The sequence below is a fragment of the Burkholderia sp. Bp8986 genome, from assembly GCF_003854225.1.
Lineage (GTDB): Bacteria > Pseudomonadota > Gammaproteobacteria > Burkholderiales > Burkholderiaceae > Burkholderia.
In genome coordinates, this window is the sequence record NZ_QTQM01000006.1 from 1 (window position 1) to 23,437 (window position 23,437).

The 23,437-nt window shown below is 68.7% G+C and carries 24 protein-coding genes and 1 pseudogene; 7 read left to right on the forward strand and 18 right to left on the reverse strand.

Translation table 11 applies throughout. The features are described from left to right. From DID99_RS08155 to DID99_RS37780, 4 genes and pseudogenes are all read right to left on the reverse strand, one after another. Positions 1-151, reverse strand: a pseudogene (locus DID99_RS08155) (aspartate aminotransferase family protein); the annotation flags it as partial. Between the two features lie 37 nt (positions 152-188). Further along, positions 189-1,526: a glutamine synthetase family protein gene (locus DID99_RS08160; protein ID WP_044849097.1), complete on the reverse strand. Its 1,338-nt coding sequence runs from the start codon at positions 1,524-1,526 to the stop codon at positions 189-191. Positions 1,527-1,555: 29 nt separating this feature from the next. After that, on the reverse strand, positions 1,556-2,341 hold the full coding sequence (locus tag DID99_RS08165; RefSeq protein ID WP_124486629.1) for a gamma-glutamyl-gamma-aminobutyrate hydrolase family protein: 786 nt from the start codon (positions 2,339-2,341) through the stop codon (positions 1,556-1,558). A 285-nt stretch (positions 2,342-2,626) separates the two neighbouring features. Further along, positions 2,627-2,809 (reverse strand): hypothetical protein, encoded by a 183-nt coding sequence (locus DID99_RS37780; protein WP_006402789.1) that lies wholly within the window; start codon positions 2,807-2,809, stop codon positions 2,627-2,629. A gap of 468 nt (positions 2,810-3,277) precedes the next feature. On the opposite strand from DID99_RS37780, the gene DID99_RS08175 reads away from it, so the two are divergent. Further along, a complete protein-coding gene (locus DID99_RS08175) occupies positions 3,278-3,829 on the forward strand; it encodes a cupin domain-containing protein (protein ID WP_044849101.1) in 552 nt (183 codons plus the stop codon). An 89-nt stretch (positions 3,830-3,918) separates the two neighbouring features. Beyond that, a complete protein-coding gene (locus DID99_RS08180) occupies positions 3,919-5,409 on the forward strand; it encodes an aldehyde dehydrogenase (RefSeq protein WP_124666476.1) in 1,491 nt (496 codons plus the stop codon). 60 nt (positions 5,410-5,469) lie between these two features. Here the strand turns inward: DID99_RS08180 and DID99_RS08185 are convergent, their stop codons facing one another. Then, positions 5,470-5,670, reverse strand: a complete 201-nt coding sequence (locus tag DID99_RS08185) for a heavy-metal-associated domain-containing protein (RefSeq protein ID WP_044849094.1) — start codon at positions 5,668-5,670, stop codon at positions 5,470-5,472. A 333-nt stretch (positions 5,671-6,003) separates the two neighbouring features. On the opposite strand from DID99_RS08185, the gene DID99_RS08195 reads away from it, so the two are divergent. Continuing rightward, positions 6,004-6,336, forward strand: a complete 333-nt coding sequence (locus tag DID99_RS08195) for a cupredoxin domain-containing protein (protein WP_124520613.1) — start codon at positions 6,004-6,006, stop codon at positions 6,334-6,336. A gap of 12 nt (positions 6,337-6,348) precedes the next feature. Continuing rightward, positions 6,349-7,185 carry an FTR1 family protein gene (locus tag DID99_RS08200; protein WP_044849093.1) on the forward strand — a complete coding sequence of 279 codons (837 nt, stop codon included), beginning with the start codon at positions 6,349-6,351 and terminating at the stop codon, positions 7,183-7,185. 73 nt (positions 7,186-7,258) lie between these two features. On the opposite strand, the gene DID99_RS08205 is transcribed toward DID99_RS08200, so the two are convergent. The 7 genes from DID99_RS08205 to DID99_RS08235 all read right to left on the reverse strand — a co-directional run bounded on the left by DID99_RS08205 (position 7,259) and on the right by DID99_RS08235 (position 13,570). Then, entirely contained in the window at positions 7,259-7,477 is a 219-nt protein-coding gene (locus DID99_RS08205; RefSeq protein WP_040142345.1) for a hypothetical protein, read from the reverse strand. Then, positions 7,477-7,932 (reverse strand): hypothetical protein, encoded by a 456-nt coding sequence (locus DID99_RS08210; protein ID WP_124520614.1) that lies wholly within the window; start codon positions 7,930-7,932, stop codon positions 7,477-7,479. The genes DID99_RS08205 and DID99_RS08210 overlap by 1 nt, the downstream gene beginning before the upstream one ends. Positions 7,933-7,982: 50 nt before the next feature. Further along, on the reverse strand, positions 7,983-9,800 hold the full coding sequence (gene glmS / locus DID99_RS08215) for a glutamine--fructose-6-phosphate transaminase (isomerizing) (RefSeq protein ID WP_124520615.1): 1,818 nt from the start codon (positions 9,798-9,800) through the stop codon (positions 7,983-7,985). A 54-nt stretch (positions 9,801-9,854) separates the two neighbouring features. Continuing rightward, positions 9,855-11,216 carry a bifunctional UDP-N-acetylglucosamine diphosphorylase/glucosamine-1-phosphate N-acetyltransferase GlmU gene (gene glmU / locus DID99_RS08220; protein WP_124666477.1) on the reverse strand — a complete coding sequence of 454 codons (1,362 nt, stop codon included), beginning with the start codon at positions 11,214-11,216 and terminating at the stop codon, positions 9,855-9,857. A gap of 135 nt (positions 11,217-11,351) precedes the next feature. Further along, a complete protein-coding gene (gene ttcA, locus DID99_RS08225) occupies positions 11,352-12,347 on the reverse strand; it encodes a tRNA 2-thiocytidine(32) synthetase TtcA (protein WP_124666478.1) in 996 nt (331 codons plus the stop codon). Then, positions 12,344-12,748 (reverse strand): dihydroneopterin aldolase, encoded by a 405-nt coding sequence (locus tag DID99_RS08230; protein ID WP_124486622.1) that lies wholly within the window; start codon positions 12,746-12,748, stop codon positions 12,344-12,346. Before DID99_RS08230 ends, ttcA begins: the two co-directional genes overlap by 4 nt. 78 nt (positions 12,749-12,826) lie before the next feature. Further along, positions 12,827-13,570, reverse strand: a complete 744-nt coding sequence (locus tag DID99_RS08235) for an SDR family oxidoreductase (protein ID WP_124571762.1) — start codon at positions 13,568-13,570, stop codon at positions 12,827-12,829. A gap of 13 nt (positions 13,571-13,583) precedes the next feature. Here DID99_RS08235 and DID99_RS08240 point away from each other — a divergent pair, with 13 nt between their 5' ends. Together DID99_RS08240 and DID99_RS08245 are read left to right on the forward strand one after the other, a co-directional pair. Then, positions 13,584-14,774: a class I SAM-dependent methyltransferase gene (locus DID99_RS08240; RefSeq protein ID WP_124571763.1), complete on the forward strand. Its 1,191-nt coding sequence runs from the start codon at positions 13,584-13,586 to the stop codon at positions 14,772-14,774. 14 nt (positions 14,775-14,788) lie between these two features. Next, entirely contained in the window at positions 14,789-14,983 is a 195-nt protein-coding gene (locus tag DID99_RS08245; protein WP_124486620.1) for a DUF2905 domain-containing protein, read from the forward strand. 103 nt (positions 14,984-15,086) lie between these two features. Here the strand turns inward: DID99_RS08245 and DID99_RS08250 are convergent, their stop codons facing one another. The 6 genes from DID99_RS08250 to DID99_RS08280 form a co-directional block, all read right to left on the reverse strand. After that, complete coding sequence (locus DID99_RS08250) at positions 15,087-15,308, reverse strand: hypothetical protein (RefSeq protein ID WP_044849082.1); 222 nt, start codon at positions 15,306-15,308, stop codon at positions 15,087-15,089. A gap of 98 nt (positions 15,309-15,406) precedes the next feature. Further along, positions 15,407-16,315, reverse strand: a complete 909-nt coding sequence (locus DID99_RS08255; protein ID WP_124666479.1) for a carbohydrate kinase — start codon at positions 16,313-16,315, stop codon at positions 15,407-15,409. Then, entirely contained in the window at positions 16,312-17,592 is a 1,281-nt protein-coding gene (locus DID99_RS08260) for an AGE family epimerase/isomerase (protein WP_124571765.1), read from the reverse strand. The genes DID99_RS08255 and DID99_RS08260 overlap by 4 nt, the downstream gene beginning before the upstream one ends. Next, positions 17,589-18,608: a LacI family DNA-binding transcriptional regulator gene (locus DID99_RS08265; protein WP_124666480.1), complete on the reverse strand. Its 1,020-nt coding sequence runs from the start codon at positions 18,606-18,608 to the stop codon at positions 17,589-17,591. Before DID99_RS08265 ends, DID99_RS08260 begins: the two co-directional genes overlap by 4 nt. Before the next feature lie 351 nt (positions 18,609-18,959). Beyond that, positions 18,960-20,798 (reverse strand): phosphodiesterase, encoded by a 1,839-nt coding sequence (locus DID99_RS08270; RefSeq protein WP_124666481.1) that lies wholly within the window; start codon positions 20,796-20,798, stop codon positions 18,960-18,962. A 378-nt stretch (positions 20,799-21,176) separates the two neighbouring features. Then, on the reverse strand, positions 21,177-22,220 hold the full coding sequence (locus tag DID99_RS08280; protein WP_124520621.1) for a bile acid:sodium symporter family protein: 1,044 nt from the start codon (positions 22,218-22,220) through the stop codon (positions 21,177-21,179). Positions 22,221-22,578: 358 nt separating this feature from the next. Here DID99_RS08280 and DID99_RS08285 point away from each other — a divergent pair, with 358 nt between their 5' ends. Further along, entirely contained in the window at positions 22,579-23,076 is a 498-nt protein-coding gene (locus DID99_RS08285; RefSeq protein ID WP_044846200.1) for a hypothetical protein, read from the forward strand. Positions 23,077-23,437: the final 361 nt, after the last annotated feature.

Here is a 23,437-nt window from a genome sequence, read left to right on the forward strand (position 1 = left end):
CGCGATTGAGCGCACCCATGTCCGAGAACGGATGGATGTGATGCGCGGCGTCGAGCGCGCGGTATTCGGCGGTCGAGCGTGCCTGCGTCGTGCGCGGTGCGGTGGCCGGCGCGGCCGGCTGGATCCAGGCAGATTCGTTGCGGTACGTCATGTTTCCTCCGTGATTCCGTATTCGGTCGTGCGCACGCTCAGACGTGCAGCAGCAGATGGCGGCGTTCCCACGAACTGATCACGCGGAAGAACGCTTCGTATTCGGTTTCCTTCAGCGCGAAATACGCCTTCAGGAACTTGTGGCCGAGAATCTCGCCGAGCGGCTCGCACGCGGCCATCAGCGTGAGCCCTTCCTCGAGGTTGCGCGGCAGCTGGTACGGCAGCTCGTAGCCGTCGCTGACGAGCGGTTCGGTCGGCTCGAGACGCTGCGTCATGCCGAGATAGCCGGCCGCGAGCGTCGCCGCGAGCGCGAGGTACGGGTTGCAGTCGACGCCCGGAATCCGGTTCTCGATGCGGCGCGCGGCCGGGCCCGAGTGCGGGATGCGGAAGCCGACCGTGCGGTTGTCGTAGCCCCACTGCACGTTGATCGGCGCGGCCATGAAGCGCGACAGCCGGCGATACGAGTTGATGTACGGCGCGAAGATCGGCATCAAGGCGGGCGTGTACTTCTGCAGCCCCGCGAGGTAGTTGTAGAACAGCGAGGTCGCGCCGCCCGTTTCCGGCGACGTGAACAGGTTGCGGCCCGTTTCCTCGTCGACGATGCTCTGGTGCACGTGCATCGCCGAGCCCGGCTCGTTTTCCATCGGCTTGGCCATGAAGGTCGAGTACATGTTGTGGCGCAACGCGGCCTCGCGCACCGTGCGCTTGAACAGGAACACCTGGTCGGCCAGCGACAGCGCGTCGCCGTGCATGAAGTTGATCTCCATCTGCGCGGCGCCGACTTCGTGGATCAGCGTGTCGATGTCGAGGTTCTGCGCTTCGCAGTACTCGTAGATGTCCTCGAACAGCGGGTCGAACTCGTTGACCGCCTCGATCGAATACGACTGGCGGCCCGTTTCGGGGCGGCCCGTGCGGCCGACCGGCGGACGCAGCGGCAGGTCCGGGTCCTTGTTCATGTCGACCAGGTAGAACTCGAGCTCCGGCGCGACGACCGGCTTCCAGCCCTTCGCCTTGTAGAGGTCGAGCACGCGGCGCAGCACGTAGCGCGGCGAGATCTCGACCGGCGAGCCGTCGAAGTGCACGCAATCGTGGATCACCTGCGCGGTCGGATCGACGGCCCACGGGATCAGGCGAATGGTCGACGTGTCGGGCACGCACACCATGTCGGGATCGGTCACGCCGGTCAGCGAGCCGTCTTCCGGATAGTCGCCGGTGACGGTCTGCACCATCACGGCCTGCGGCAGCCGCATCGATTCGCCGGACGTGAACTTGTTGCGCGGCGTGATCTTGCCGCGCGCGATGCCGGCCATGTCGGGAATGATCGCTTCGATCTCGGTGATCCGGTGCTGCTTCAGAAAGTCTTCGATGTCTTGCATGTCTGTTCTCGTTATGTGGGTCGGCGCGCTCAGGCGAGCGCGGCGGCGGCCGTGGCACGTGTGCGGGCGTCGCGGCGCGCGCGGCAGGCGTCGCCGAAGGCGCGGAAGATCGCGCTCGACAGCGGGTCATGCGCATGCCGCCATTCCGGGTGCCACTGCACGGCGAGGGCGAAGGCCGGGGCATCGACGACGCTGACGGCCTCGATCAGGCCGTCCGGCGCGACGGCTTCGACGGCGAGGCCGGAACCGAGCTGCGCGATGCCCTGCTTGTGCAGCGAGTTCACGTGCACGTCGTCGCGGCCGCCGGCGAGCGTGTGCAGCACGCCGCCGGGCGTCAGGCGCACGACGTGCGCGGGGCCGTATTGCGTGTCCATCGGCGCGTCGTCGTCCTCGCGGTGATCGGCGAGGCCCGGCACGTCGTGCACGCGCTGATGCAGCGTGCCGCCGCAAACGACGTTCAGCTCCTGGAAGCCGCGGCACACGGCCAGCACGGGCACGCCCGCGACGATCGCCGCGCGCAGCAGCGGCAGCGTCGTCGCGTCGCGTGCGGGATCGTGCTTCGTGCCGGGCGCGCTCGGCTCGCCGCCATACAGGTGCGGCTCGACGTTCGAATAGCTGCCGGTAAACAACAGGCCGTCGACCGTTGAGAGCACGTCGTCGACCGACTGGCGATCGCCGAGCGCGGGCAGCACCATCGCGAGCGCGTGTGCGCCGTCGACGATCGCCGCGACGTACTTGTCGCCGACCGTGTGCGACGCATGTGCGCCGATCTGCGTGAAGTCGGCGGTGATGCCGACGAGGGGTTTCCTTTCCATGACGTCAATCAGTTGTCCGTAGGACCGTTGCGTGCATCACGCGGGAAAACCGCAAAATGCAGGCGCGACACGGCCCCGCAGCCTCGCGAAGCGCGCAAGGCCGCTGGTGAATGGGCGCAACGGGTTCGCATGGCGATCCGCGCTGCGCGCGACGGTCAGGCCATCGTTCGTTTCGTCGTGCCGTGCGACGCGGCAATGAATGCGCGAACGCGTTCCGTCACCGCGCAGACGACGCGGCTGACGAACAGGCAGTTGAAACGAACGACGAGAAAAGGAGGAGAGGCGCTATGGCAGCAGCGACGCGACTTCGTCGGTATCGACGGCCACGAACGCGCGTGCGGAAACGGCGTTGTGACGGCGAACGGAACGACGGGACAGGATGGTGTAGATCGACAGATGCAGCAGGCGAGGACTATGCCAGCCGCAACTGCCATCGGAAGCGGGAGCAGCGCTGCGCAAACTTCGCACATCGCCTCGATCCCACCTCACCAGAGGGCCACGGACTCTCACGATTACACTCGACTGGTTTGTTGAAAGTATTGAACACCTGATCGTTTCGGCGCGCGAGGCGTTTAAAATAATCAAGGTGCCCGGCCTGCGTCATTTACATTGATGGGCATCAATTTTTACGTTGCAATAACGTTTTTCGGTGCCGATGAATGGCCAATGACGCTGACCTGAGAGCCAGCATATACGAGCCAAAAACGGCGTCAAATGTTTTTTGACGGTCTCGTGTCAGGGCTTTCCCGAGGCATTGCGAACAAAATATTCGTAAATGGAATGACGCGCGGGGTGTTCATTATTTCGAACGCCTTTCAGGGTTTTCCCCGCTGATGTGTGGCATAAAGTGATTAGAATATTCAACGGCTGCTCAACGCTGTCCAACGCGTCGTTTCACTTTTTCACCGCACTTCTATCGTGTCCGAAACCGAATCGATGTCCACCGAAGTCGCCGAGCGCCTGCGTTTCGTGCGCAACAAGCATGGCCTGTCGCAGCGCGAACTCGCGAAGCGGGCCGGCGTGACCAACGGCACGATCTCGCTGATCGAACAGGGGCGCGTGAGCCCGTCGGTCGGCTCGCTGAAGAAACTGCTCGAATGCATCCCGATGAGTCTCGCGGAGTTCTTCACGTTCGAGCTGGTCGAATCGCGCTCGGTCGTGTCGCGACGTGACGAGATGCCGAACCTCGGCAACGACGCGCTCGCGTTTCACCTCGTCGGCGCGGGCGTGAAGGACCGCAACATGTGCATCATGCGCGAGGTCTACCAGCCGCTCGCCGATACGGGGCCCGAGATGCTCGTGCACGCGGGGCACGAGGGTGGCGTGGTCGTGTCGGGTCGGCTCGAGCTCACCGTCGACGGCGCGACCTGGCTGCTCGACCCCGGAGACGGCTACTACTTCGAAAGCCGTTTGCCGCACCGTTTTCGCAATCCCAGCGCGGAACAGCTCTGCGAGGTCGTGTCGGCCAATTCGCCGGCCACCTTCTGACCGCGCATCACCGCATTCGCCACCGCCGGCAGCGTTGCCGTTGCACGGCGTGCCGCAGCGCGAATGCCACAACCGTTGAGGCATCCTGAATGAACAAGTTGACTTTGGCTGACTGGCAGGACAAGGCGGCGTCGCTCGAGATCGAGGGGCGCGCATTCATCGACGGCGCGTCGCGCGACGCGCACGGCGGCAAGACGTTCGACTGCGTGAGCCCGATCGACGGCCGCGTGCTCGCGAAGGTGGCCGATTGCGGCGAGGCCGACGTGAACGCCGCCGTCGCGGCCGCCCGCCGCGCGTTCGACGCCGGCGTGTGGGCCGGACTGAACCCGCGCGCGCGCAAGGCCGTGCTGCTGCGCTGGGCCGCACTGATGCGCGAGCATCTCGACGAACTGTCGCTGCTCGAGACGCTCGACGCCGGCAAGCCGATCGGCGACACGACGACGGTCGACGTGCCGGGCGCCGCGTATTGCGTCGAGTGGTTCGCCGAGGCGATCGACAAGGTCGGCGGCGAAGTCGCGCCGGCCGACCATCATCTCGTCGGCCTCGTCACGCGCGAGCCGGTCGGCGTGGTCGCGGCCGTCGTGCCGTGGAACTTCCCGATCCTGATGGCCGCATGGAAGTTCGGCCCGGCGCTCGCGGCCGGCAACAGCGTCGTGCTGAAACCGTCGGAGAAATCGCCGCTGACCGCGATCCGCGTCGCGCAGCTCGCCTACGAGGCCGGCATCCCGGCCGGCGTGTTCAACGTCGTGCCGGGCGCGGGCGAACCGGGCAGGCTGCTCGCGCTGCATCGCGACGTCGACTGCATCGCGTTCACCGGCTCCACGGCAGTCGGCAAGCTGATCATGCAGTACGCCGCGCAGTCGAACCTGAAGCGCGCATGGCTCGAACTCGGCGGCAAGTCGCCGAACATCGTGCTGCCCGATTGCCCGGATCTCGACCGCGCCGCGCAGGCCGCGGCCGGCGCGATCTTCTACAACATGGGCGAGATGTGCACGGCCGGCTCGCGCCTGCTCGTGCATCGCGACATCAAGGACGCGTTCATCGAGAAGCTGGTCGCGGCCGCGCGTGCGTACGTGCCGGGCAACCCGCTCGATCCGTCGGTATCGATGGGCGCGATCGTCGACGGCATCCAGCTCGAGCGCGTGCTCGGCTACATCGACGCCGGGCGCAAGGAAGGCACGCTCGTCACGGGCGGTGCGCGCGTGAAGGCGGAGACGGGCGGCTTCTACGTCGAGCCGACGGTGTTCGAGGTGAAGCCCGATGCGAAGATCGCGCGCGAGGAGATCTTCGGTCCCGTGCTGTCGGTGATCGTGTTCGACGATGTCGACGAGGCGGTGCGGATCGCGAACGATACCGAGTACGGGCTCGCGGCGGCGGTGTGGACGTCGGACCTGACGACCGCGCACGACGTGTCGCGCCGGCTGCGGGCGGGCACGGTGTGGGTGAACTGCTACGACGAAGGCGGCGACATGAACTTCCCGTTCGGCGGCTACAAGCAGTCGGGCAACGGCCGCGACAAGTCGCTGCATGCGCTCGAGAAGTACACCGAACTGAAGTCGACGCTGATCCGGCTGCGCTGACGCGGCCGGTGTGCGGGCGCGGTGCCGACGGGCGCCGCGCCCGTGCTGCGCATGCGCGCGTCAGGCCGTGCGCAGCGCCGGGTGGAAGCCCGCGGCTTCGATGATCGACTGCACGCGTTCGGCGCCTTGCGCCGATTCGACCTTGACCGTCTTCGCGGCCACGTCGATGTCGAGCTTCGCAGCGGGGTCGGCTGCCGTCACGGCACGCGTGATGGCGTTGGCGCAGCCGCCGCAGGTCATGTCCTGGACTTCGAATTCCATCGTGTTCTCCTGGGTTGGGTGGCGATTCACAAACGTCGCCAGCATGAAGCTTGCCATGGTGGGAAGGTCAAGCGATTCGTCGCGTTCGGCATCGCGAAAGCTATTTGTAAAGCATAAGTCAGACGAATCGTGATGCGCCGATGTACGTCAGTCGGAATTTTTCCCGATTGACGGTCGCGCATTGTCGGCGAAATCTGGCGGAGCCTTGCACGAAAAGGTGCGTGTCGCGTCGACGACGCCCGATGCCCATGCCATCAGTAAGGGTACTTCGAGAGGGAAATGCGAATCGATCTTACTATCGGTTCCCCCTCGATATTTCATTTCGTTACCCATATGAATCGCTTCGCTTTCGGTTTCGCACTGGCCCTGCTGGGCGTATCGGCATCGTCCGCCTTCGCTGCCGACGACGTCGTCAACCTGACCCTGAAGGACCACAAGTTCTCGCCCGACGGCGTGACGATTCCGGCCGGCAAGAAGGTGAAGTTCGTCGTGAAGAATCTCGACGCGACGCCCGCGGAATTCGAAAGCGACGATTTCAAGGCAGAGAAGGTCGTGCCGGCCGGCAAGTCGGTCGAGATCCTCGTCGGGCCGCTGAAGGCCGGCACCTACGAGTTCCACGACGAGTATCACGAAGCGCAGTCGAAGACGCACCTGACCGTCAAGTAAGCGGATATCGCCATGCTGTCTACTGCCCTGATCGTCTTTCGTGAAGTGCTCGAGGCCGCGCTGGTGGTCTCGATCGTGATGGCCGCCACGAAGGGCGTGCCGCGGCGCGGCTGGTGGGTCGGCGGCGGGCTCGTCGGCGGCGTGATCGGCGCCGGCCTGATCGCCGCGTTCGCCGACGTGATCTCGCAGTGGGCATCCGGCATGGGGCAGGAAGTCTTCAACGCGGGCGTGATGTTCGTCGCGACGCTGATGCTCGCGTGGCATTGCATCTGGATGAGCCGCCACGGCCGCGAGATGGCGCTGCACATGGGCGAGGTCGGGCGGGCCGTCGCGGCCGGCAGCCGGCCGCTCACGGGGCTCGCGATCGTGGTCGGCGTCGCGGTATTGCGCGAAGGCTCCGAGGCCGTGCTGTTCCTGTACGGCATCGCGGCGGGCGATCCGGGACAGACGCCGCAGATGATCGTCGGCGGGCTGCTCGGCGTGCTGGGTGGCGCCGGGCTCGGCTATGCGATGTATGCGGGCCTGCTGCAGATTCCGCTCAAGCGCCTGTTTTCCGTCACCAATGCGCTGATCGTGCTGCTCGCGGCGGGGATGGCGAGCCAGTGCGTCGGCTTCCTGCTTGCCGCGGGCCTCGTGCCGTCGTGGGGCGACGCGGTCTGGGATACCTCGTGGCTGCTCAAGGAAACGAGCATCGTCGGCAAGGCGCTGCATACGTTGATCGGCTATACCGCGCGTCCGGCGGGGATCCAGATCGCCGCGTACCTGGTCACGCTGGTTGCGATCGTCGTGCTGGCGCGGCTCGTCGGCCGGCCGCGGACGGTCGTGCCGCCGCCGCGGCCCGTCGCCTGAGCGGGCGGGGCCGAATGCAAAAAGGGGCGTCGTGGACGCCCCTTGTTACTTGCGTTGACGGTTCGCGCTCCGTTCAGCGATGGCTGTCGATCCACGCGCGGGCCCATTCGAGCCCCGCTTCGCGCGCTTCGTCCTCGGTATCGAACACGCCGAGCACGCCTGACGCTTCGACGAGCCGGTTGTTCTGCGTGATCGTGCCGCTCGCCGCGAAGCGCTCGGGCTGCAGGATTTCGTCTTGCTGCAGGATCGAATGGCCCCAGATCTGGTAGCCGTGATAGGTCTGCGCTTCCATTATCGCGTCACCTCCGCGGAACGGCGGCTCGCGCCGACACGCAGCACGTTGCCGTCCGGCGTGTATTGCCGTGGGATATCGGAGAATTTGAGTGCGTGCGGCGTGTCGGGCACGGTCGGCTGCATCACGGTGAGCCGGCCCGGCGCGGGCTGCGCGACGGGGCGCGGTGCGGCCGGCGCATCGACCGTCGCGGCGGTCGGTCGATGCGGCGCGGCTTTCACGGCTTGTGCGACGCGGCGCTTGTGCGGCTTGACGGCGACCTTCGGCTGCACGCTCGCGTGCTTTTCCGCGGTCTTGTTGCCGGCGTGCGCGTCGGCGGCCGCGCGCGGGGGCGGCGTACGTGCCGCCGGCACGCGCGCCTCGGGCGGGTTCCAGACTTCGACGTAGTGCTCGGTCGCCCAGCCCGTCGACGCGAAGCTCAGCGCCAGCAATCCGCATCCAAACAGTCTTACCATGGTCTCTCCGTCAGTCTCGCCGGCGCGCCGGACTGCGCTGCGCCGATTGCTTACTCCACCGTCACCGACTTCGCGAGGTTGCGCGGCTTGTCGACGTCGGTGCCGCGCGCGCACGCGGTGTGATATGCGAGCAGCTGCAGCGGCACGACGTGCAGGATCGGCGACAGCTGGCCGTAGTGTTCCGGCATCCGGATCACGTGCAGGCCGTCGTCGTTGACGATCTGCGTGTCGGCATCCGCGAACACGTACAGCTCGCCGCCGCGCGCGCGCACTTCCTGCATGTTCGACTTCAGCTTCTCGAGCAGCGTGTCGTTCGGCGCGACCGTGACGACCGGCATCGCTTCCGTGACGAGCGCGAGCGGGCCGTGCTTCAGTTCGCCGGCCGGATAGGCCTCGGCGTGGATGTACGAGATTTCCTTCAGCTTCAGCGCGCCTTCGAGCGCGATCGGGTAGTGCAGCCCGCGGCCGAGGAACAGCGCGTTTTCCTTGCGCGCGAATTCCTCCGACCACGCGATGATCTGCGGCTCGAGCGCGAGCACGCTGTTCAGCGCGGCCGGCAGGTGGCGCAGCTCCTTCAGGAATTGCGCTTCCTGCGCGGCGTCGACGTGCCCGCGCAGCTTGCCGAGCGTCGCGGCCAGCACGAACAGCGCGACGAGCTGGGTCGTGAACGCCTTGGTCGACGCGACGCCGATCTCGGTGCCCGCGTGCGTGAGGAACTGCATCTCGGTGAGGCGCACCATCGCGCTCGTCGCGACGTTGCAGACCGCGAGCGTATGCGTGTGGCCGAGAGACTGCGCGTGCTTGAGCGCGGCGAGCGTGTCTGCCGTCTCGCCCGACTGCGAGATCACCAGCACGAGCTGGCGCGGGTTCGGCACCGATTCGCGATAGCGGTATTCGCTCGCGATCTCGACCTGGGTCGGAATCTTCGCGATCGATTCGAGCCAGTACTTCGCGGTGAGGCCCGAGTAGTAGCTCGTGCCGCACGCGAGGATCAGCAGGCTGTCGATGTCCGCGAACGCGGCGGGCGCCGCGTCGCCGAACAGCGTTGCGTCGAACGCTTCGGTTTGCGGCACCGTGTCGCTGATCGCGCGCGGCTGCTCGAAGATTTCCTTCTGCATGAAGTGGCGATACGGGCCCAGCTCGACCGCGCCGCCGTATGCGCTGACCACGCGGATCTCGCGCTGCGCGAGCGCGCCGTGGCGGTCGACGATCTTCACGCCGTCGAGCGACAGCTCGCACATGTCGCCTTCCTCGAGGAACGTGAAATGGTCGGTGCTGCCGGCCAGCGCCAGTGCGTCGGAGGCGAGGAAGTTCTCGCCGTCGCCGTGGCCGACGACGAGCGGCGAACCCTGGCGCGCGCCGACGACGATGTGCGGCTGGTCCTTGTGGGTCACCGCGATCGCATACGCGCCGTGCAGCTGCTGCACGGCTTCGCGCACGGCCTCGAACAGGTCGCCGCGATACAGGCTGTGCACGAGGTGCGCGATCACTTCGGTGTCGGTCTGCGACACGAATTCGTAGCCCTTCGCGCGCAGCGCGTCGCGCAGCGTCTCGAAGTTCTCGATGATGCCGTTGTGCACCAGCGCGAGCGCGTTCGACGAGAAGATCGGGTGCGCGTTGTGCGTGACGGGCGCACCGTGCGTCGCCCAGCGCGTGTGCGCGACGCCGGTCGTGCCTGCGAGGTGCGATTCCTGCACCTGCGCGTCGAGATCGGCGACGCGCGCGACGCTGCGCGCGCGCTTCGGTGCGTCCGGCTCGAGCACGGCGACGCCGCACGAGTCGTAGCCACGGTATTCGAGGCGCCGCAATCCTTCGATCAGCACCGGAACGATATTACGCTGCGCAACTGCGCCGACAATGCCGCACATGAATGGTCAATCCTGTAAGTCGACGCGGGCGCCGTTCGGGCGCCCGCAAAAGGTTCAGCTCTTCTTCTTGACCGGTCGGACGTAGCCGCTTTTCGCGGTCTGCGTCTTCTCGTTCAAGGCGAGGACGCCCTCGGCGACGTCCTTCCAGATCGTCGTGCCGGCCGCGATCGTCACGCCGCGGCCGACGCGCACCGGCGCGACGAGCTGCGTGTCCGAGCCGACGAACACGTCGTCCTCGATCACGGTGCGGAACTTGTTCGCGCCGTCGTAGTTGCAGGTGATCGTGCCGGCGCCGATGTTCACGCGCGCGCCGATGTCGGCGTCGCCGATGTAGGTCAGGTGGTTCGCCTTCGAACCGTGGCCGATCACCGCGTTCTTCACCTCGACGAAGTTGCCGACGTGCGCTTCGTCCGCGAGCTGCGCGCCCGGGCGCAGCCGCGCGTACGGGCCGATCACGGTGTGCGCGCCGAGTTCGGCGCCGTCGATGTGCGTGAACGCGTCGATGCGCGTGCCCGCGCCGATCGACGCGTTGCGGATCACGCAGTTCGCGCCGATCGTCACGTTGTCGGCGAGCGTCACGTTGCCTTCGAACACGCAGTTCACGTCGATCGACACGTCGCGGCCGCACCGGAGCGTGCCGCGCACGTCGAGGCGCGCCGGATCGGCGAGCGTGACGCCGTCGACGAGCAGCGCATCGGCGACGTTGCGCTGATGGATGCGCTCGAGTTCCGCGAGCTGCGCCTTGCTGTTCACGCCGAGCGTTTCCCAGTCCTCGTCGGGCTGCGCCGTGACGATCTCGAAGCCGGCCTCGATCGCGAGTTCGACGACGTCGGTCAGGTAGTACTCGCCCTGCGCGTTCTCGTTCTTCAGCGCGCCGAGCCACATCGACAGCTGGGCCGTCGGCGTGACGATGATGCCGGTGTTGATCTCGGCGATCTTCAGTTGCTCGGGCGACGCATCCTTCTGCTCGACGATGCGCGTGACGAAGCCGGACGCGTCGCGCACGATGCGGCCGTAGCCGGTCGGATCGTCGAGCGTGACCGTCAGAATCCCGTAGCGGCCCTCGCGCGCGGCGTCGACCAGACGCCGCAGCGTCGACGCGCGGGTGAGCGGCACGTCGCCGTACAGCACCAGCGTCGGTTGCGCGGGATCGAGCAGCGGCAGCGCCTGGCGCACCGCGTGGCCGGTGCCGAGCTGCTCGGCTTGTACCGCGAACTGGACGTCGGGCGCGGCGACGGCGGCCTGGACCTGCTCGGCGCCATGACCGACGACGACGACGAGCCGCGACGGCTGCAGCGTGCGCGCGGTGGCGATGACGTGGGAGAGGAGCGGCCTGCCGGCCAGGGGATGGAGCACTTTCGGCAGCGCGGAACGCATGCGCTTGCCGGTGCCTGCCGCCAAAATCACGATATTCATGGCGCCAGCTTGTCAGAGGAGTTCGTAGCCGTCCATTTTAGCATGCGGCCCCTGGCATTCCTGGCCTGTCGCGACCGGGCGACAGTGCCGGAACAGGGCACGCTGGGCCCCGTTCCGGCGATGTTCGGACCCTGCTTACAGGTCGTCGAACTGGACGATCGAGATCGGTTTCGCGGCACCCGGCACGGCGGTGTCTTCGCCGGACGCGCACGGCTCCTCGTCGAACGCGATGTCGCCCTGCGGATCGGCTTCTCCGGTCGCGCGCAGCGACGCGAACGGGAACTGGGTCGTATCCATCAGGTGCGACGGCACGACGTTCGCGAGCGCGCTGAACATGTTGTCGACGCGGCCCGGGAAGCGCTTGTCCCATTCGCGGATCAGCGCCTTCATTTCCGCGCGCTTCAGGTTCGGCTGGCTGCCGCACAGGTTGCACGGGATGATCGGGAATTCGCGCAGCTCCGCGTATTTCTCGAGATCGGTTTCCTTCACGTACGCGAGCGGGCGGATCACGACGTTCCGGCCGTCGTCCGACTGCAGCTTCGGCGGCATCCCCTTCAGCTTGCCGCCGTAGAACATGTTGAGCAGCAAGGTTTGCAGGATGTCGTCACGGTGGTGGCCGAGCGCGATCTTGGTCGCGCCGAGCTCGCCCGCCACGCGGTACAGGATCCCGCGGCGCAGCCGCGAGCACAGCGAGCAGGTCGTCTTGCCTTCGGGCACGAGCCGCTTGACGATGCTGTAGGTGTCCTGGTTCTCGATGTGGAACGGCACGCCGACCTGCGTCAGGTACTCGGGCAGCACGTGCTCGGGGAAGCCCGGCTGCTTCTGGTCGAGGTTGACCGCGACGATGTCGAAGTCGATCGGCGCGCGCTCGCGCAGGCGCAGCAGCACGTCGAGCATCGCGTAGCTGTCCTTGCCGCCCGACAGGCACACCATCACCTTGTCGCCCTGCTCGATCATGTTGTAGTCGCCGATCGCCTGGCCGACCTGGCGCACGATCCGCTTGAACAGCTTGTTGTTCTCGTACGCTTCCTTCTGCTCGCGGCGCGTCAGCGCGCGGCGGCCGGTGTCGGCGACGGTGGCTTCGGCGGCGGCGCCATCGGCCGCCGTGTGGTTCATGTGGGGGGCGTTCATGCGCGCTCCTCGTCCTTGATGCGAAAGACTTCGACGCCGACGGCGTCGCAGTCCGGATAGGCGTCCGGTTTCTCGGTACAGACGCGTACCGCGCGCACGCTGTCGTGCGCCAGCAGGTTCGCGGCGATCGCGTCGCACAGCGTTTCCTGCAGGTGGATGTGGCCGCGCGCCAGGCACTGCGCGACGCTCTGCTTCATCAGGTCGTAGTCGACGACTTCATGCAGCCGGTCGTCGACGGGGGTGGACAGCGCGAGCGGCACGAACAGGTCGATGTTGATGACGACGCGCTGCTCGCCGCGCTTCTCGTGTTCGAAGGCCCCGATGTTGATGTGCACCTCGTAGTCGCGCAGGTAGAGCCTGCGGCAGTCCGCGAGGCGGGGGTGCAGGAGAGCGGAAAACATGGTCGTCCCAGTCAAATTGGCGTGCGTGCACGCAAAGCGGCGCGGGCGGCGGCGGTCGGGCCGCGCGCTCCGCGCAGTTCAGTCATTCGGGCCGGCGGCGGGCGGCACCAGGTGCTCGCCGCCGTCGACGGTCAGCGTCGCGCCCGTGACGCCGGGCGCGCTCGCGAGATAGCAGGCCGCCGCCGCGATGTCGTTCGCGTGCGGCGCGTGGCCGCGCACGAGCGCCGCGACGCGCACCTTCGGCGCCAGCGCCAGCGCGAGCGCCGAGGTCGCGCGGTTCAGCGCGGCCTGCATCAGCGCGTGCGACAGCTGCGCCGGCGCCGGGTGAAACAGGGCCTGGTCCAGCACGTGGATCGCGCAGGCGCGCAGCGATTCGTCGTCGCGCGCGGCATCGGGCGTCGCGTCGGCGAGCGCGCGGGCCAGCGCGAGCGGCGCCGTCACGTTGCGCGCGAGCGCGCCGGCGAGCGACGCGCCGTCCACGGTATGCGCGTCGTCGGTGCCGGCGCAAGCGCTCACGAACACCGCACAGGCGGGCCGGCCGAGTGCCACGCCGCACGCGGCAACGAGCGCGGCCGCATCGGCTTCCAGGGCCAGATCGGCATCGAGCACGGCCGCGCGGCGGCCCAGTGCGGCGACTTCGGCGACCAGCGCGTCGCCAGCCGCGCGCGGCGCGCCGGGGCTGCGCTGCAGCGCGACGTCCCAGCCGCGCTGCGCGAATCCGGTCGCGAGCGCACGGCCGAGCGACGCGGCGTCGGCCGCGCTGCCCAGCGCGCCCGCGACGAGCGCGATGCGCGGGGGCGACGTATCGGCTGAAACGGTCATTTACAATGCCGGGATGAACCCGAAAGCTCACGAACCCGCTAGTTTACCTGCTCCCGGCCCTGACGCGCTCGCGCAGTCCGAAACCCTCGCCGCGCAACTGCGCGACGAGATCGCGGCGGCCGGCGGCTGGCTGCCGTTCGATCGCTTCATGGAGCGCGCGCTGTACGCGCCCGGCCTCGGCTATTACAGCGGCGGCGCGCGCAAGTTCGGGCGCCGCGCCGACGACGGCAGCGACTTCGTGACGGCCCCCGAGCTGTCGCCGCTGTTCGCGCAGACGCTCGCGAATCCCGTCGCCGACGCGCTCGCGGCGAGCGGCACGCGCCGCGTGATGGAATTCGGCGCGGGCACCGGCAAGCTCGCGGCCGGGCTGCTCGCGGCGCTCGATGCGCTCGGCGTCGAGCTCGACGAATACCTGATCGTCGACCTGTCCGGCGAACTGCGCGAACGGCAGCGCGACACGATCGCGGCGGCTGCGCCGGCGCTTGCGGGGAAAGTACGCTGGCTCGACGCGCTGCCCGAGCGCTTCGACGGCGTCGTGGTCGGCAACGAGGTGCTCGACGCGATGCCGGTGCGCCTCTTTGCGAAGGCGGGCGGCGCGTGGCGCGAGCGCGGCGTCGCGCTCGACGCGCGGCACGCGTTCGTGTTCGACGACCGGCCCGTGGGCGCGGCCGGCCTGCCGCCGGTGCTCGCGACGCTCGACGTCGACGACGGCTACGTGACCGAAACACATGAAGCCGCGCTGGCGTTCACGCGCACCGTGTGCACGATGCTCGGGCGCGGCGCGGTGCTGCTGGTCGACTACGGCTTCCCCGCGCACGAGTACTACCACCCGCAGCGCGACCGCGGCACGCTGATGTGCCACTACCGCCACCACGCGCACGACGACGCATTCCTTTACCCGGGCCTGCAGGACATCACCGCGCACGTCGAATTCACCGGCATCTACGACGCGGGCGTCGCGACCGGCGCGGACCTGCTCGGCTACACGTCGCAGGCGCGTTTCCTGTTGAACGCGGGCATCACCGACGCGCTCGCCGCGATCGATCCGTCCGACATCCACCGGTTCCTGCCGGCCGCGAACGCGGTGCAGAAGCTGATCTCGGAAGCCGAGATGGGCGAGCTGTTCAAGGTGATCGCGTTCTCGCGCGGCATCGACGGCACGCTCGACGCGTTCGCGCGCGGCGACCGCTCGCACGCGCTCTGACGGCGGAGACCGGGATGCTGCGCTGGTTCATGGCGTCGTTCGTTGCGGTGATGATCCTGACGCGCTGCTGGCCGTGGCTCGGCAAGTTCGGCATCGGGCGGATGCCGGGCGACGTCACGCTGACGCTCGGCGGGCGGCGTTATCCGTTCCCGTTCATGTCGACGCTGGTGCTGACGATGCTGGTGTCGCTGGTGGCGCGGCTGCTCTGAGCCGTGCCGAAGACGGCGCGTCGCGGTCCGGCCGCGGCGCGCACGTGACGGGTTCGGCGCGGGGTAGTTCGTGCATGACGGCTCGTGCATTGAAGCTCGCGCATTACAGCTCGATTTCGCCGAGGATCCGGTGCGCGAGCGCCTTCGCCTCGTCGAACGCCTCTTCCTCGCTCGGACTCGTCGTGTGGACGTCGTAGCGCACGTTCTCCGTCTCGTCGCCGTCGTCCCGGGCGAGGATCACGTAGCCCTGGAACTGTCCGTTGGCGGCGTGCTGCGTATGCGCCTTGGCCGTGTAGATGCCCTTCGTGAACGTGTTCGTGTCCATCGTGCCTCTCCCGCAATAGGACACTTCATCGTAGCACTGCGGCGCAGCATGTACAGCGCCGCATATCGGCGACCGATCAGCGCGCCGTCATCATCCCGTCACCCTTCGAGCAGCGCGACGACCTCGTCGAGCGTCGGCGCGTGCGCGCCCGTGTGCCGGCATGCGGCGGCGCCCGCCGCGAGCGCGAACGCGAGATGCTCGCGCCACGACCGCTGCGGCGCGGCCATCAGGCTGAACAGCATGCCGCCGATCGACGCGTCGCCGGCGCCGACGGTGTCGACCACCTCGACGCGCGGCGGGCTGGCCTCGAGCACGTCGCCGTCCGCGTACAGCGTCGCCGCCTGCGCGCCGCGTGTGACGAGCACGGCCGCGCGCGGATTCAGCGCGCGCACCGCCGCGACCGCGTCGGGGCCGTCGCCGCCGAACAGGTGGCGCAGGTCCTCGTCGGAGACCTTGATCAGGTCGGCGAGCGCGGCCATCTTCTCCAGCGTCGGCCGGTACGCGGCCGTCATCAGGTTCCGGTAGTTCGGATCGAAGCTGATCTTCACGCCGCGCGCGTGCAGGTCGGCCGCGAGCGCGACGAGCGTGCCCGCGAGCGGCTCGCGCACCAGGCTGATGCAGCCGAAGTGCGCCCATTTCACGTGAGCGGCCCAGCCGGCCGGCAGCCGCGCCGGGTCGAACGCGAGGTCCGCGCTCGCTTCGCCGATGAAGAAGTACGCGGGCGGCCGCGTCTCGTGGACGATCGCGAGCAGCGGCGCACGCGGGACCCGCTGCAGGAAGCGCAGGTCGAGCCCGGCGGCCTCGCTGGTGCGCCACAGCACGTCGGAGAAGCAGTCCTCGCCGATCGCGCCCGCGAGCGCGCTCGACAGGCCGAGCCGCGCGACCGCGCGCGCGACGTTCCAGCCGGCGCCGCCCGGCACCGAGGTCCACTGCGCGTCGCCTGCGCGCACCATGTCGGTCAGGATGTCGCCCGCCGACACGAAGGCCGGAAAGGTGCCGCCGCTCATTGCGTCGGCTCGCTGCGCGCCGCCCGCGCGAGGGTCGCGAGCACGTCGTAGCACGCGCCCATCGTGTGATAGTCGGTCTTGCCGGCCGGGCTTTTCTCGTCGCTGTACTTGCGGTTGTCGCAGGTGAGGATCCGATACCACGCGCCGTAGCGGTGATCGACGAAATGCGCCCAGCTGTAGCGCCAGATCTCGTCGTACCAATCCCAGAAACGCTCGCTGCCGGTGCGCGCGCCGAGCATCGCGGCCGCCGCGAAGGTCTCCGCCTGCACCCAGAAATACTTGTTGTGGTCGCAGATCGTGAAGTCGGGGCCGAAGCCGTAGCAGAGGCCGCCATGATCGGCGTCCCATGCGTGCGTGAGCGCCGCGTCGAACAGCTCGGCCGCGCGCGGCACGAGCCAGTCGAGCGGGCGGTGCCGCTCCAGGATCAGCAGCAGCTTCGCCCATTCGGTCTGGTGCCCGGGCTGGAAGCCCCACGGACGGAAGATGTTCGAGCTGTCTTCCTTGTTGTAGTCCCAGTCGACCGACCAGTCCGCGTGGTAGTGCTCCCACACGAGGCCGCCCGACAGCGCGGCCTGGCGCTGCGTGATGTGGGTCGCGAGCTTTTCCGCGCGATCGAGGTAGGTGAGGTGGCCGGTCGCCTCGTATGCCGCGAGCAGCGCTTCCGTCATGTGCATGTTCGCGTTCTGGCCGCGGTACGACGACACGATCCAGTTCGGCGTCGCGTCGTCCGCGTAGAGGCCGGCGGCCGCATCCCAGAAGCGGTGTTCGGCGAGCTCGTAGGTCGACGCGATCAGCGCGCGCGCTTCGTCGATGCCGGCCATCGTCGCGTGCGCGGCGGCCAGCAGCACGAACGCGAGCCCGTAGCAATGGCGCGTGCCGTCGAGCGTCGCGTGCTTCGTGCCGTCGCGCCAGTCGAGCTCCCAGTCGTAGCCTTGCAGCGCCTCGTCCCAGTGCGCGTCGCGCAGGAAGCGCAGCCCGTGGCGCGCGTAGTCGAGATGGCGCGGATCGCCGAAATGCCGGTACGCCATCGCGTAGTTGAAGACGAACCGGCAACTGCTGACCAGGTGCCGCGACGTGCGGTTGTAGACGCTGCCGTCGTCGCGGAAATAGTGGTGGAAGCCGCCCGTCGGGTCGAACGCGTTCGTCGCGTAGAACCGCAGCGTGTCCTCGATGTGCGACAGCAGGAACGACGGATCGCGGAAGCTCGCGACGAACGGTGCCGCTTGCGTGTGGTTGGCCGGCGTGGCCGTGCGGGATTGGGCCGGGGGCATGTTCATGATTCGGTGACCGTGGCGGTATCGAGCGCCGGTGAGCCGGCGGGCTGGCTGCTGGCCCGTACGATCAGCTCGACGGGCAGGGAGATCTCGGTGCGCTCGGGGGCTTCCGCGAGCAGCAGTTCGACGCCGCGGCGGCCGAGCGCTTCCTTGTCGACGGCGAGCGTCGTGAGCGGCGGGTTCGCGTGCGCGGCGGCCGGGATGTCGTCGAAGCCGACGATCGCGATGTCTTCCGGAATCCGCACGCCGCGCGCGAGGCACACGCGCTGCGCGGCCAGCGCGGCGGCGTCGTTGTACGCGAACACGGCGTCCGGGCGCGGGCCCGGCGCGTCGAGCAGCTGCTGCATCGCCCGCGCGGCGCCGGTGTCGGGGTCGAGCCCGGCGTCGATCGTCACTTCGTACGCGGGATCGAACAGCCGCCCGGCCTCGAAGAACGCGCGCCGGTAGCCGATCGCGCGCTGCGCGATGCTGTAGTGCGCGGCCGAGCCGCCGATGAACGCGATCCGCGAGCGGCCGATCGCGAGCAGGTGGCGCATCGCGAGCGCCGCGCCCGTCGCGTTGTCGATGTTCACCGAGCGCAGGCCGGGCGCCCACAGGTCGATCAGCACGAGCGGCCGGCCGGTCGCGGCGAGCGCCTCGATCGTCTCGGGCTCGATGAAGCCGGCCACCGCGATCGCGTCGGGCGCGTGCGGGCGCATCTGGCGCAGCACGTCGTCGTTCGGGCCGACCGTGAGCAGCGTCGGCACGATGCCGCGCTCGCGGCACGCGTCCTCGACGCCGTGCAGCACGTGCGAGAAGAACGGGCTGGCGGGAAAGCGGTTGTGCTGGCGGTGCAGCAGGAAGGTGAGCCGGCGGATGCGCAGCCGCAACTGGGCCGGGTCGTAGCCGAGCCGCTGCGCGATCTCGACGATGCGCGCCCGCGTGGCTTCGGACAGGCCCGGCTGGTTTTTCAGCGCGCGGGAGACGGTGCCGATCGAGACCTCTGCCGCCCGCGCTACGTCGCGAATGGTGGTGCCCATCGTTCGGGATCCGGTTTGTTTAGGGTGACGGCGATTGTATAGTAAACGCGGCGCCTAATTCGGGCCGGATAACCGGGGAATACCCGGAAATAGCGGGTTTTTGCGAGCTAATCTGCGAAAACGCCGTTACTAAAAATACTAAACAAAACGCGGAAAAGGCAAGGTGATCGCGCGGAATGTGGCGGTGCCGGCAGGTGGAGCGTCCGGCACGTTCCGCTGCCCGGCGTGAACGGAGCCGGCGGGGCGATCGGCCGGCGGTTGCCGGGGCGCGGCCCGGCCGGGCTGGCGCGGCACCGGCACCGTCGCTCGGGCGGGCCGGCGACCTGCCTGCGACCGGCAACGGGCCGCCACTCAGCCTGCCGCCGCGAGTGGCGGCTCGCCGCGATCGCGCAGCGCCGCGCGGCCCGCGTCCAGATCGACGACCGCGAGCCCGCCCGGCTGCTGTTTCGCGCGCCGCTTGGCGAGCGCCGCGACCGACGCGATCTCGTCGCTGCCGTAGCGTATCGCGCCGTTCGCGCCGGCCGGCACGCCGACCACACCGATCGCCATCGTCACGAAGCCGAAGAACGCGGGGTTGCCGTAGCGGTCCTCGCCGCGCAGCCCGCCCGCCAGCCGGTCGGCCTGCGTGTAGAAGCGCTGCGCGCCGTCGTTGAAGCGCGCGATCGCGTCGGCCGCGCGCGCGTGCCAGTCGTCGCGCTGGAACAGCACGAGGAAATCGTCGCCGCCGACGTGTCCGAGAAAGTCGCGTTGCGGATCGCACACGCCGGCCAGCACCGTCGCCGCGAACTTCAGCACTTCGTCGCCTTGCCAGTAGCCGTACTGGTCGTTGAACGGCTTGAACTGGTTCAGGTCGACGTAGCACGCGTGGAAGCCGGCGTCGCGCGCCAGCAGGCGCTCGATATGCGCGCTGATCGGGATGTTGCCGGGCAGGAACGTCAGCGGATTCGCGTAGCGCGCGGCCTCGATGCGCATTTCGGTCACCGCGCGCACGAGGCTTTCGCCGGTGCCGAGCCCGACGTAGCGGCCGTGTTCGGTGATCACGAAGCCGTCCGCGAGGTAGCGCTGGTCGTGGCTCGCGAGCAGCATCGCGAGCTGCTCGACCGTCGTCGCGTTGTCGATCATCAGCGGCGCGTCGTTCGCGAACTGCAGGCACGGCTTCTTCCCGAACACCTCGCGGTGGTACGGCAGCGCGAAGCGGTCGATGAAGCCGCGCCGGTTCACGAGCGCGACCGGCCGGTCGCGTTCGACGAGCGCGACCGCGTGCAGCGCGGGCATCCGGTTGAACAGGTCGAGCACGTCGTTGCTGGTCGCGTCGCGCGGCAGCGCCGGCGCGGCGACGAGCATCTTCGCCGCGATCGTGCCGGCCGGCCGCACGGCGCGGGTCGCACCGGGAAACACCGCGATGTGCGGGGCGCGGATCGCGTCGCGCGCGGCCGGCGCGACGACCGGCGAGGGTTGCGCGTCCGGCCGCCCGAGCAGGAAGCCCTGCACGCAGCCGATGCCCATGTCGCGCACGACGAGCAGGTCGCACTCGTTCTCGATCCCTTCCGCGATCAGTTGCGCGCCGCTTGCCTGCGCGAAGTGCTGCATCGCCCTGACCGCCTCGAACTTGAGCGGATCGCGCGCGATGTCGTGGATGAAGAAGCGGTCGATCTTCACGACATCCGGGTGCAGGCGCAGCCACAGGTTCATGCTCGCGTTCGCGGTGCCGTAGTCGTCGAGCGCGAACTGGATGCCGGCGTCGCGCAGCGAGGCGACCGCCGGCCCGATGCGTGCGACGTCCGGCAGCGCGGTCTGCTCGGTCAGCTCGATCACGATGCGCTCGGCGCCGATCCGCGCGCGCACGAGCAGTTGCCGCGCGCGCTCGCGTTCGCGCGCGAGTTGCAGGATCGTGCCCGCGCTGAAGTTGAGGAACAGCTTGCCGTCGCAGCCGAGCGCCGCGAATGCGTCGAGGCAGGTGCGCGCGGCCGCCTGTTCGAGCGCGACGGTCGTGCCGTCGCGGGCGGCCTGCGCGAACAGTGCGGCCGGCGGCTCGAGGTCGGTGCCGCGCGGGCCCCGGATCAGGCCTTCGTAACCGACGACCGTGCCCGATCCGAGATCGACGATCGGCTGGAACACGGCCGCGAGCGCGCGTTCCGCGATCAGGCGGGTGGTCGGGGCGGCGGACGAGTCGGGATGGGGCGCGGGCATGGAGGGGGGCGGCCGAGACGACGGGACGCCCGACTTTAACGGCAGTGCGTGCGGAGAATTGAATGAAGATTTCGTGACGCGATGCGCGTCGATGGTGCATGCGTCGCGGCGGGCTGCGCGGCGGGGAGGCGGGAAGTGGGAAGCGGGAGGCGGGAAGCGGGAGGCGGGAGGCGGGAGGCGGGAGGCGGGAGGCGGGAGGCGGGAGGCGGGAGGCGGGAAGCGGGAAGCGGGAAGCGAGAGGCGAGAGGCGAGAGGCGAGAGGCGAGAGGCGAGAGGCGAGAGGCGAGAGGCGAGAGGCGAGAGGCGAGAGGCAGGGACGAAAGGAACAAGACGAACACCCCAGCGCGGCCAGTCATGCCGGCCGCGCAGCCTCCCGCGTCAGCGCTTGCCCGCGCTCAGCGCACCGCGCCCGCGTGCGGCACCGGCCGCACCCGCGTCGCCGTCGCGCTCGCCGCTCGTGTCGCGCGCGCCCCAGCGTTGCGCGAGCGCCGCGCAGGCCATCAGCTGGATCTGGTGGAACAGCATCAGCGGCAGCACGATCGCGCCGACCGCCTGCGCGGAGAAGATCACCTTCGCCATCGGCACGCCGGCCGCGAGGCTCTTCTTCGACCCGCAGAAAATGATCGTGATCTGGTCGGCGCGGTTGAAGCCGAGCCGCTTGCTGACGAACGCGGTCAGCCCCAGCGCGATCACGAGCAGCACGACGTTGACGATCAGCAGGCCGCCGAGCGCGCGCGCCGGAATCTGGTGCCACAGCCCCTGGTTCACGGCCTCGCTGAACGCGACGTAGACGACGAGCAGGATCGAGCCCTGGTCGACGAAGCGCAGCACGCCGCGGTTGCGTTCGATCCAGCCGCCGATCACGGGCCGCAGCAGCTGGCCGGCGATGAACGGCACGAGCAGCTGCATCACGATGCTGCCGATGGTGCTCCACGGCGACGCGGCCGCGGCCGACTGCGACGTGATCATCAGCCCGACGAGCGCCGGCGTCACGAAGATCCCGAGCAGGCTCGACGCCGATGCCGCGCACACGGCGGCCGGCACGTTGCCCTTCGCGATCGACGTGAACGCGATCGACGACTGGACGGTCGACGGCAGCGTGCACAGGAACAGCACGCCGGCATACAGCGTCGGCGTGACGAGCGGCTGCAGCACGGGCTTCAGCGCGAGGCCGAGCAGCGGGAACAGCGCGAACGTGCTGAGCAGCACGACCGCATGCAGCCGCCAGTGGGTCGCGCCCGCGACGACGGCTTCGCGCGACAGCTTCGCGCCGTGCAGGAAGAACAGCAGGCCGACCGCGATGTTGGTCGCCCAATTGAACGCATGGGCGGCCGGGCCGCGGCACGGCAGCAGGCTCGCGAGCACGACGGTGCCGACGAGCGCGAGCGTGAAGTTGTCGGGAAGAAAACGGGGACGGGCCATCGGGGAACTCGATTCGGAAACGGCGGACGCACATGTCGCGCGCGCGAAGCCGGTATTGTCCCGGTTGGTCATTCAATAAACAAATTCATTGTACGAATCCATTGATGAATCAATTGCATGATGCGGCTGCGCAACACGGCACACCCGCGGCGGCCCGGCGACGCGCGAAGCGGCAGAAGAATGTTCTGTCGCGATCCCACCCTGAAGTGAAAAAACCTAGCAGTAACATGGTGTTACACCGATGCCCGCGACATAACACTTTTTGGCTCGACACCGTTTGGGACCGCTCATAAATTACTGCTGAAAGGCTTGCGTCGGCTGGAAACAGCCGGCGGCGAGCGGCAACAGGCACTGAATGATGACGGAACGGGTGAAACTGAAGGTCGGACGATGGGTGGCAGGCGTGCTCGGCGCGCTGCTGATGCCGCTCGCGCTCGCGCAACCGCCGCATGGCGGTCAGGCGTTCGGCGGCGGTCATGGCTTCGGTCACGGTTTCGGTGGCGGCGACATGCGCATGTACGGCCAGCCGGCCGGCAACGCGCAGGTATGGCGCCGGGCGCTGCCGCCGGGCGGCGCGCGTGCCGGCGGCGTGAGCGGCTATGGTTCCCGCTGGGGCCTGCGTCCGACGCCGTCTTACGGGCACTACGCCGCGCAGAGCCCGTATCGTCCGATCAGCGCCGAGTCCCGCCAGATGCCGCGCCCGCCGGGCGGCGGCAACGTTCCGTTGCGGGCCGGCTCGATCCGCGCCGACGTCGCGCGCTACAACGAAGAGCGTGGCGGCCGTCCGATGCCGCCGCCCCGCGCGCAGGAAGAGCCTTCCCACTCGCCGTTTTTCTCCCCGTTCTACCGAAACTGAGCGCCCCGCGCGTTCGCCGAGCGCGCCTCGCGCGTTCGCCGAGCGCGCCTCGCGCGTTCGTTCCCCCGCCGGCTGTGATGCGAATTCGCCACAGTCGCGCATAGATTTCCGCTGATTTTCCCGTCGCATTGCGCTATCTTTCGCGCCCGGCACGCGCGCCCCTCGCGGCCGTCCCGTCGCGTGCCCGCACCGCGCGGGGCCGCTGCGGCGCGCCTGGCCATGTGCCGATTCCGCGAAGTTAATGCTGCCGCTATACCCGCAATAAGTGTGCGCAATTTTGACGGGACGCAGGTTCCGTAAAGATGGCTGCGCCCCATACGACGCAAGCAATCGGCTCCAAACAACAACGCTCGCGCCACTT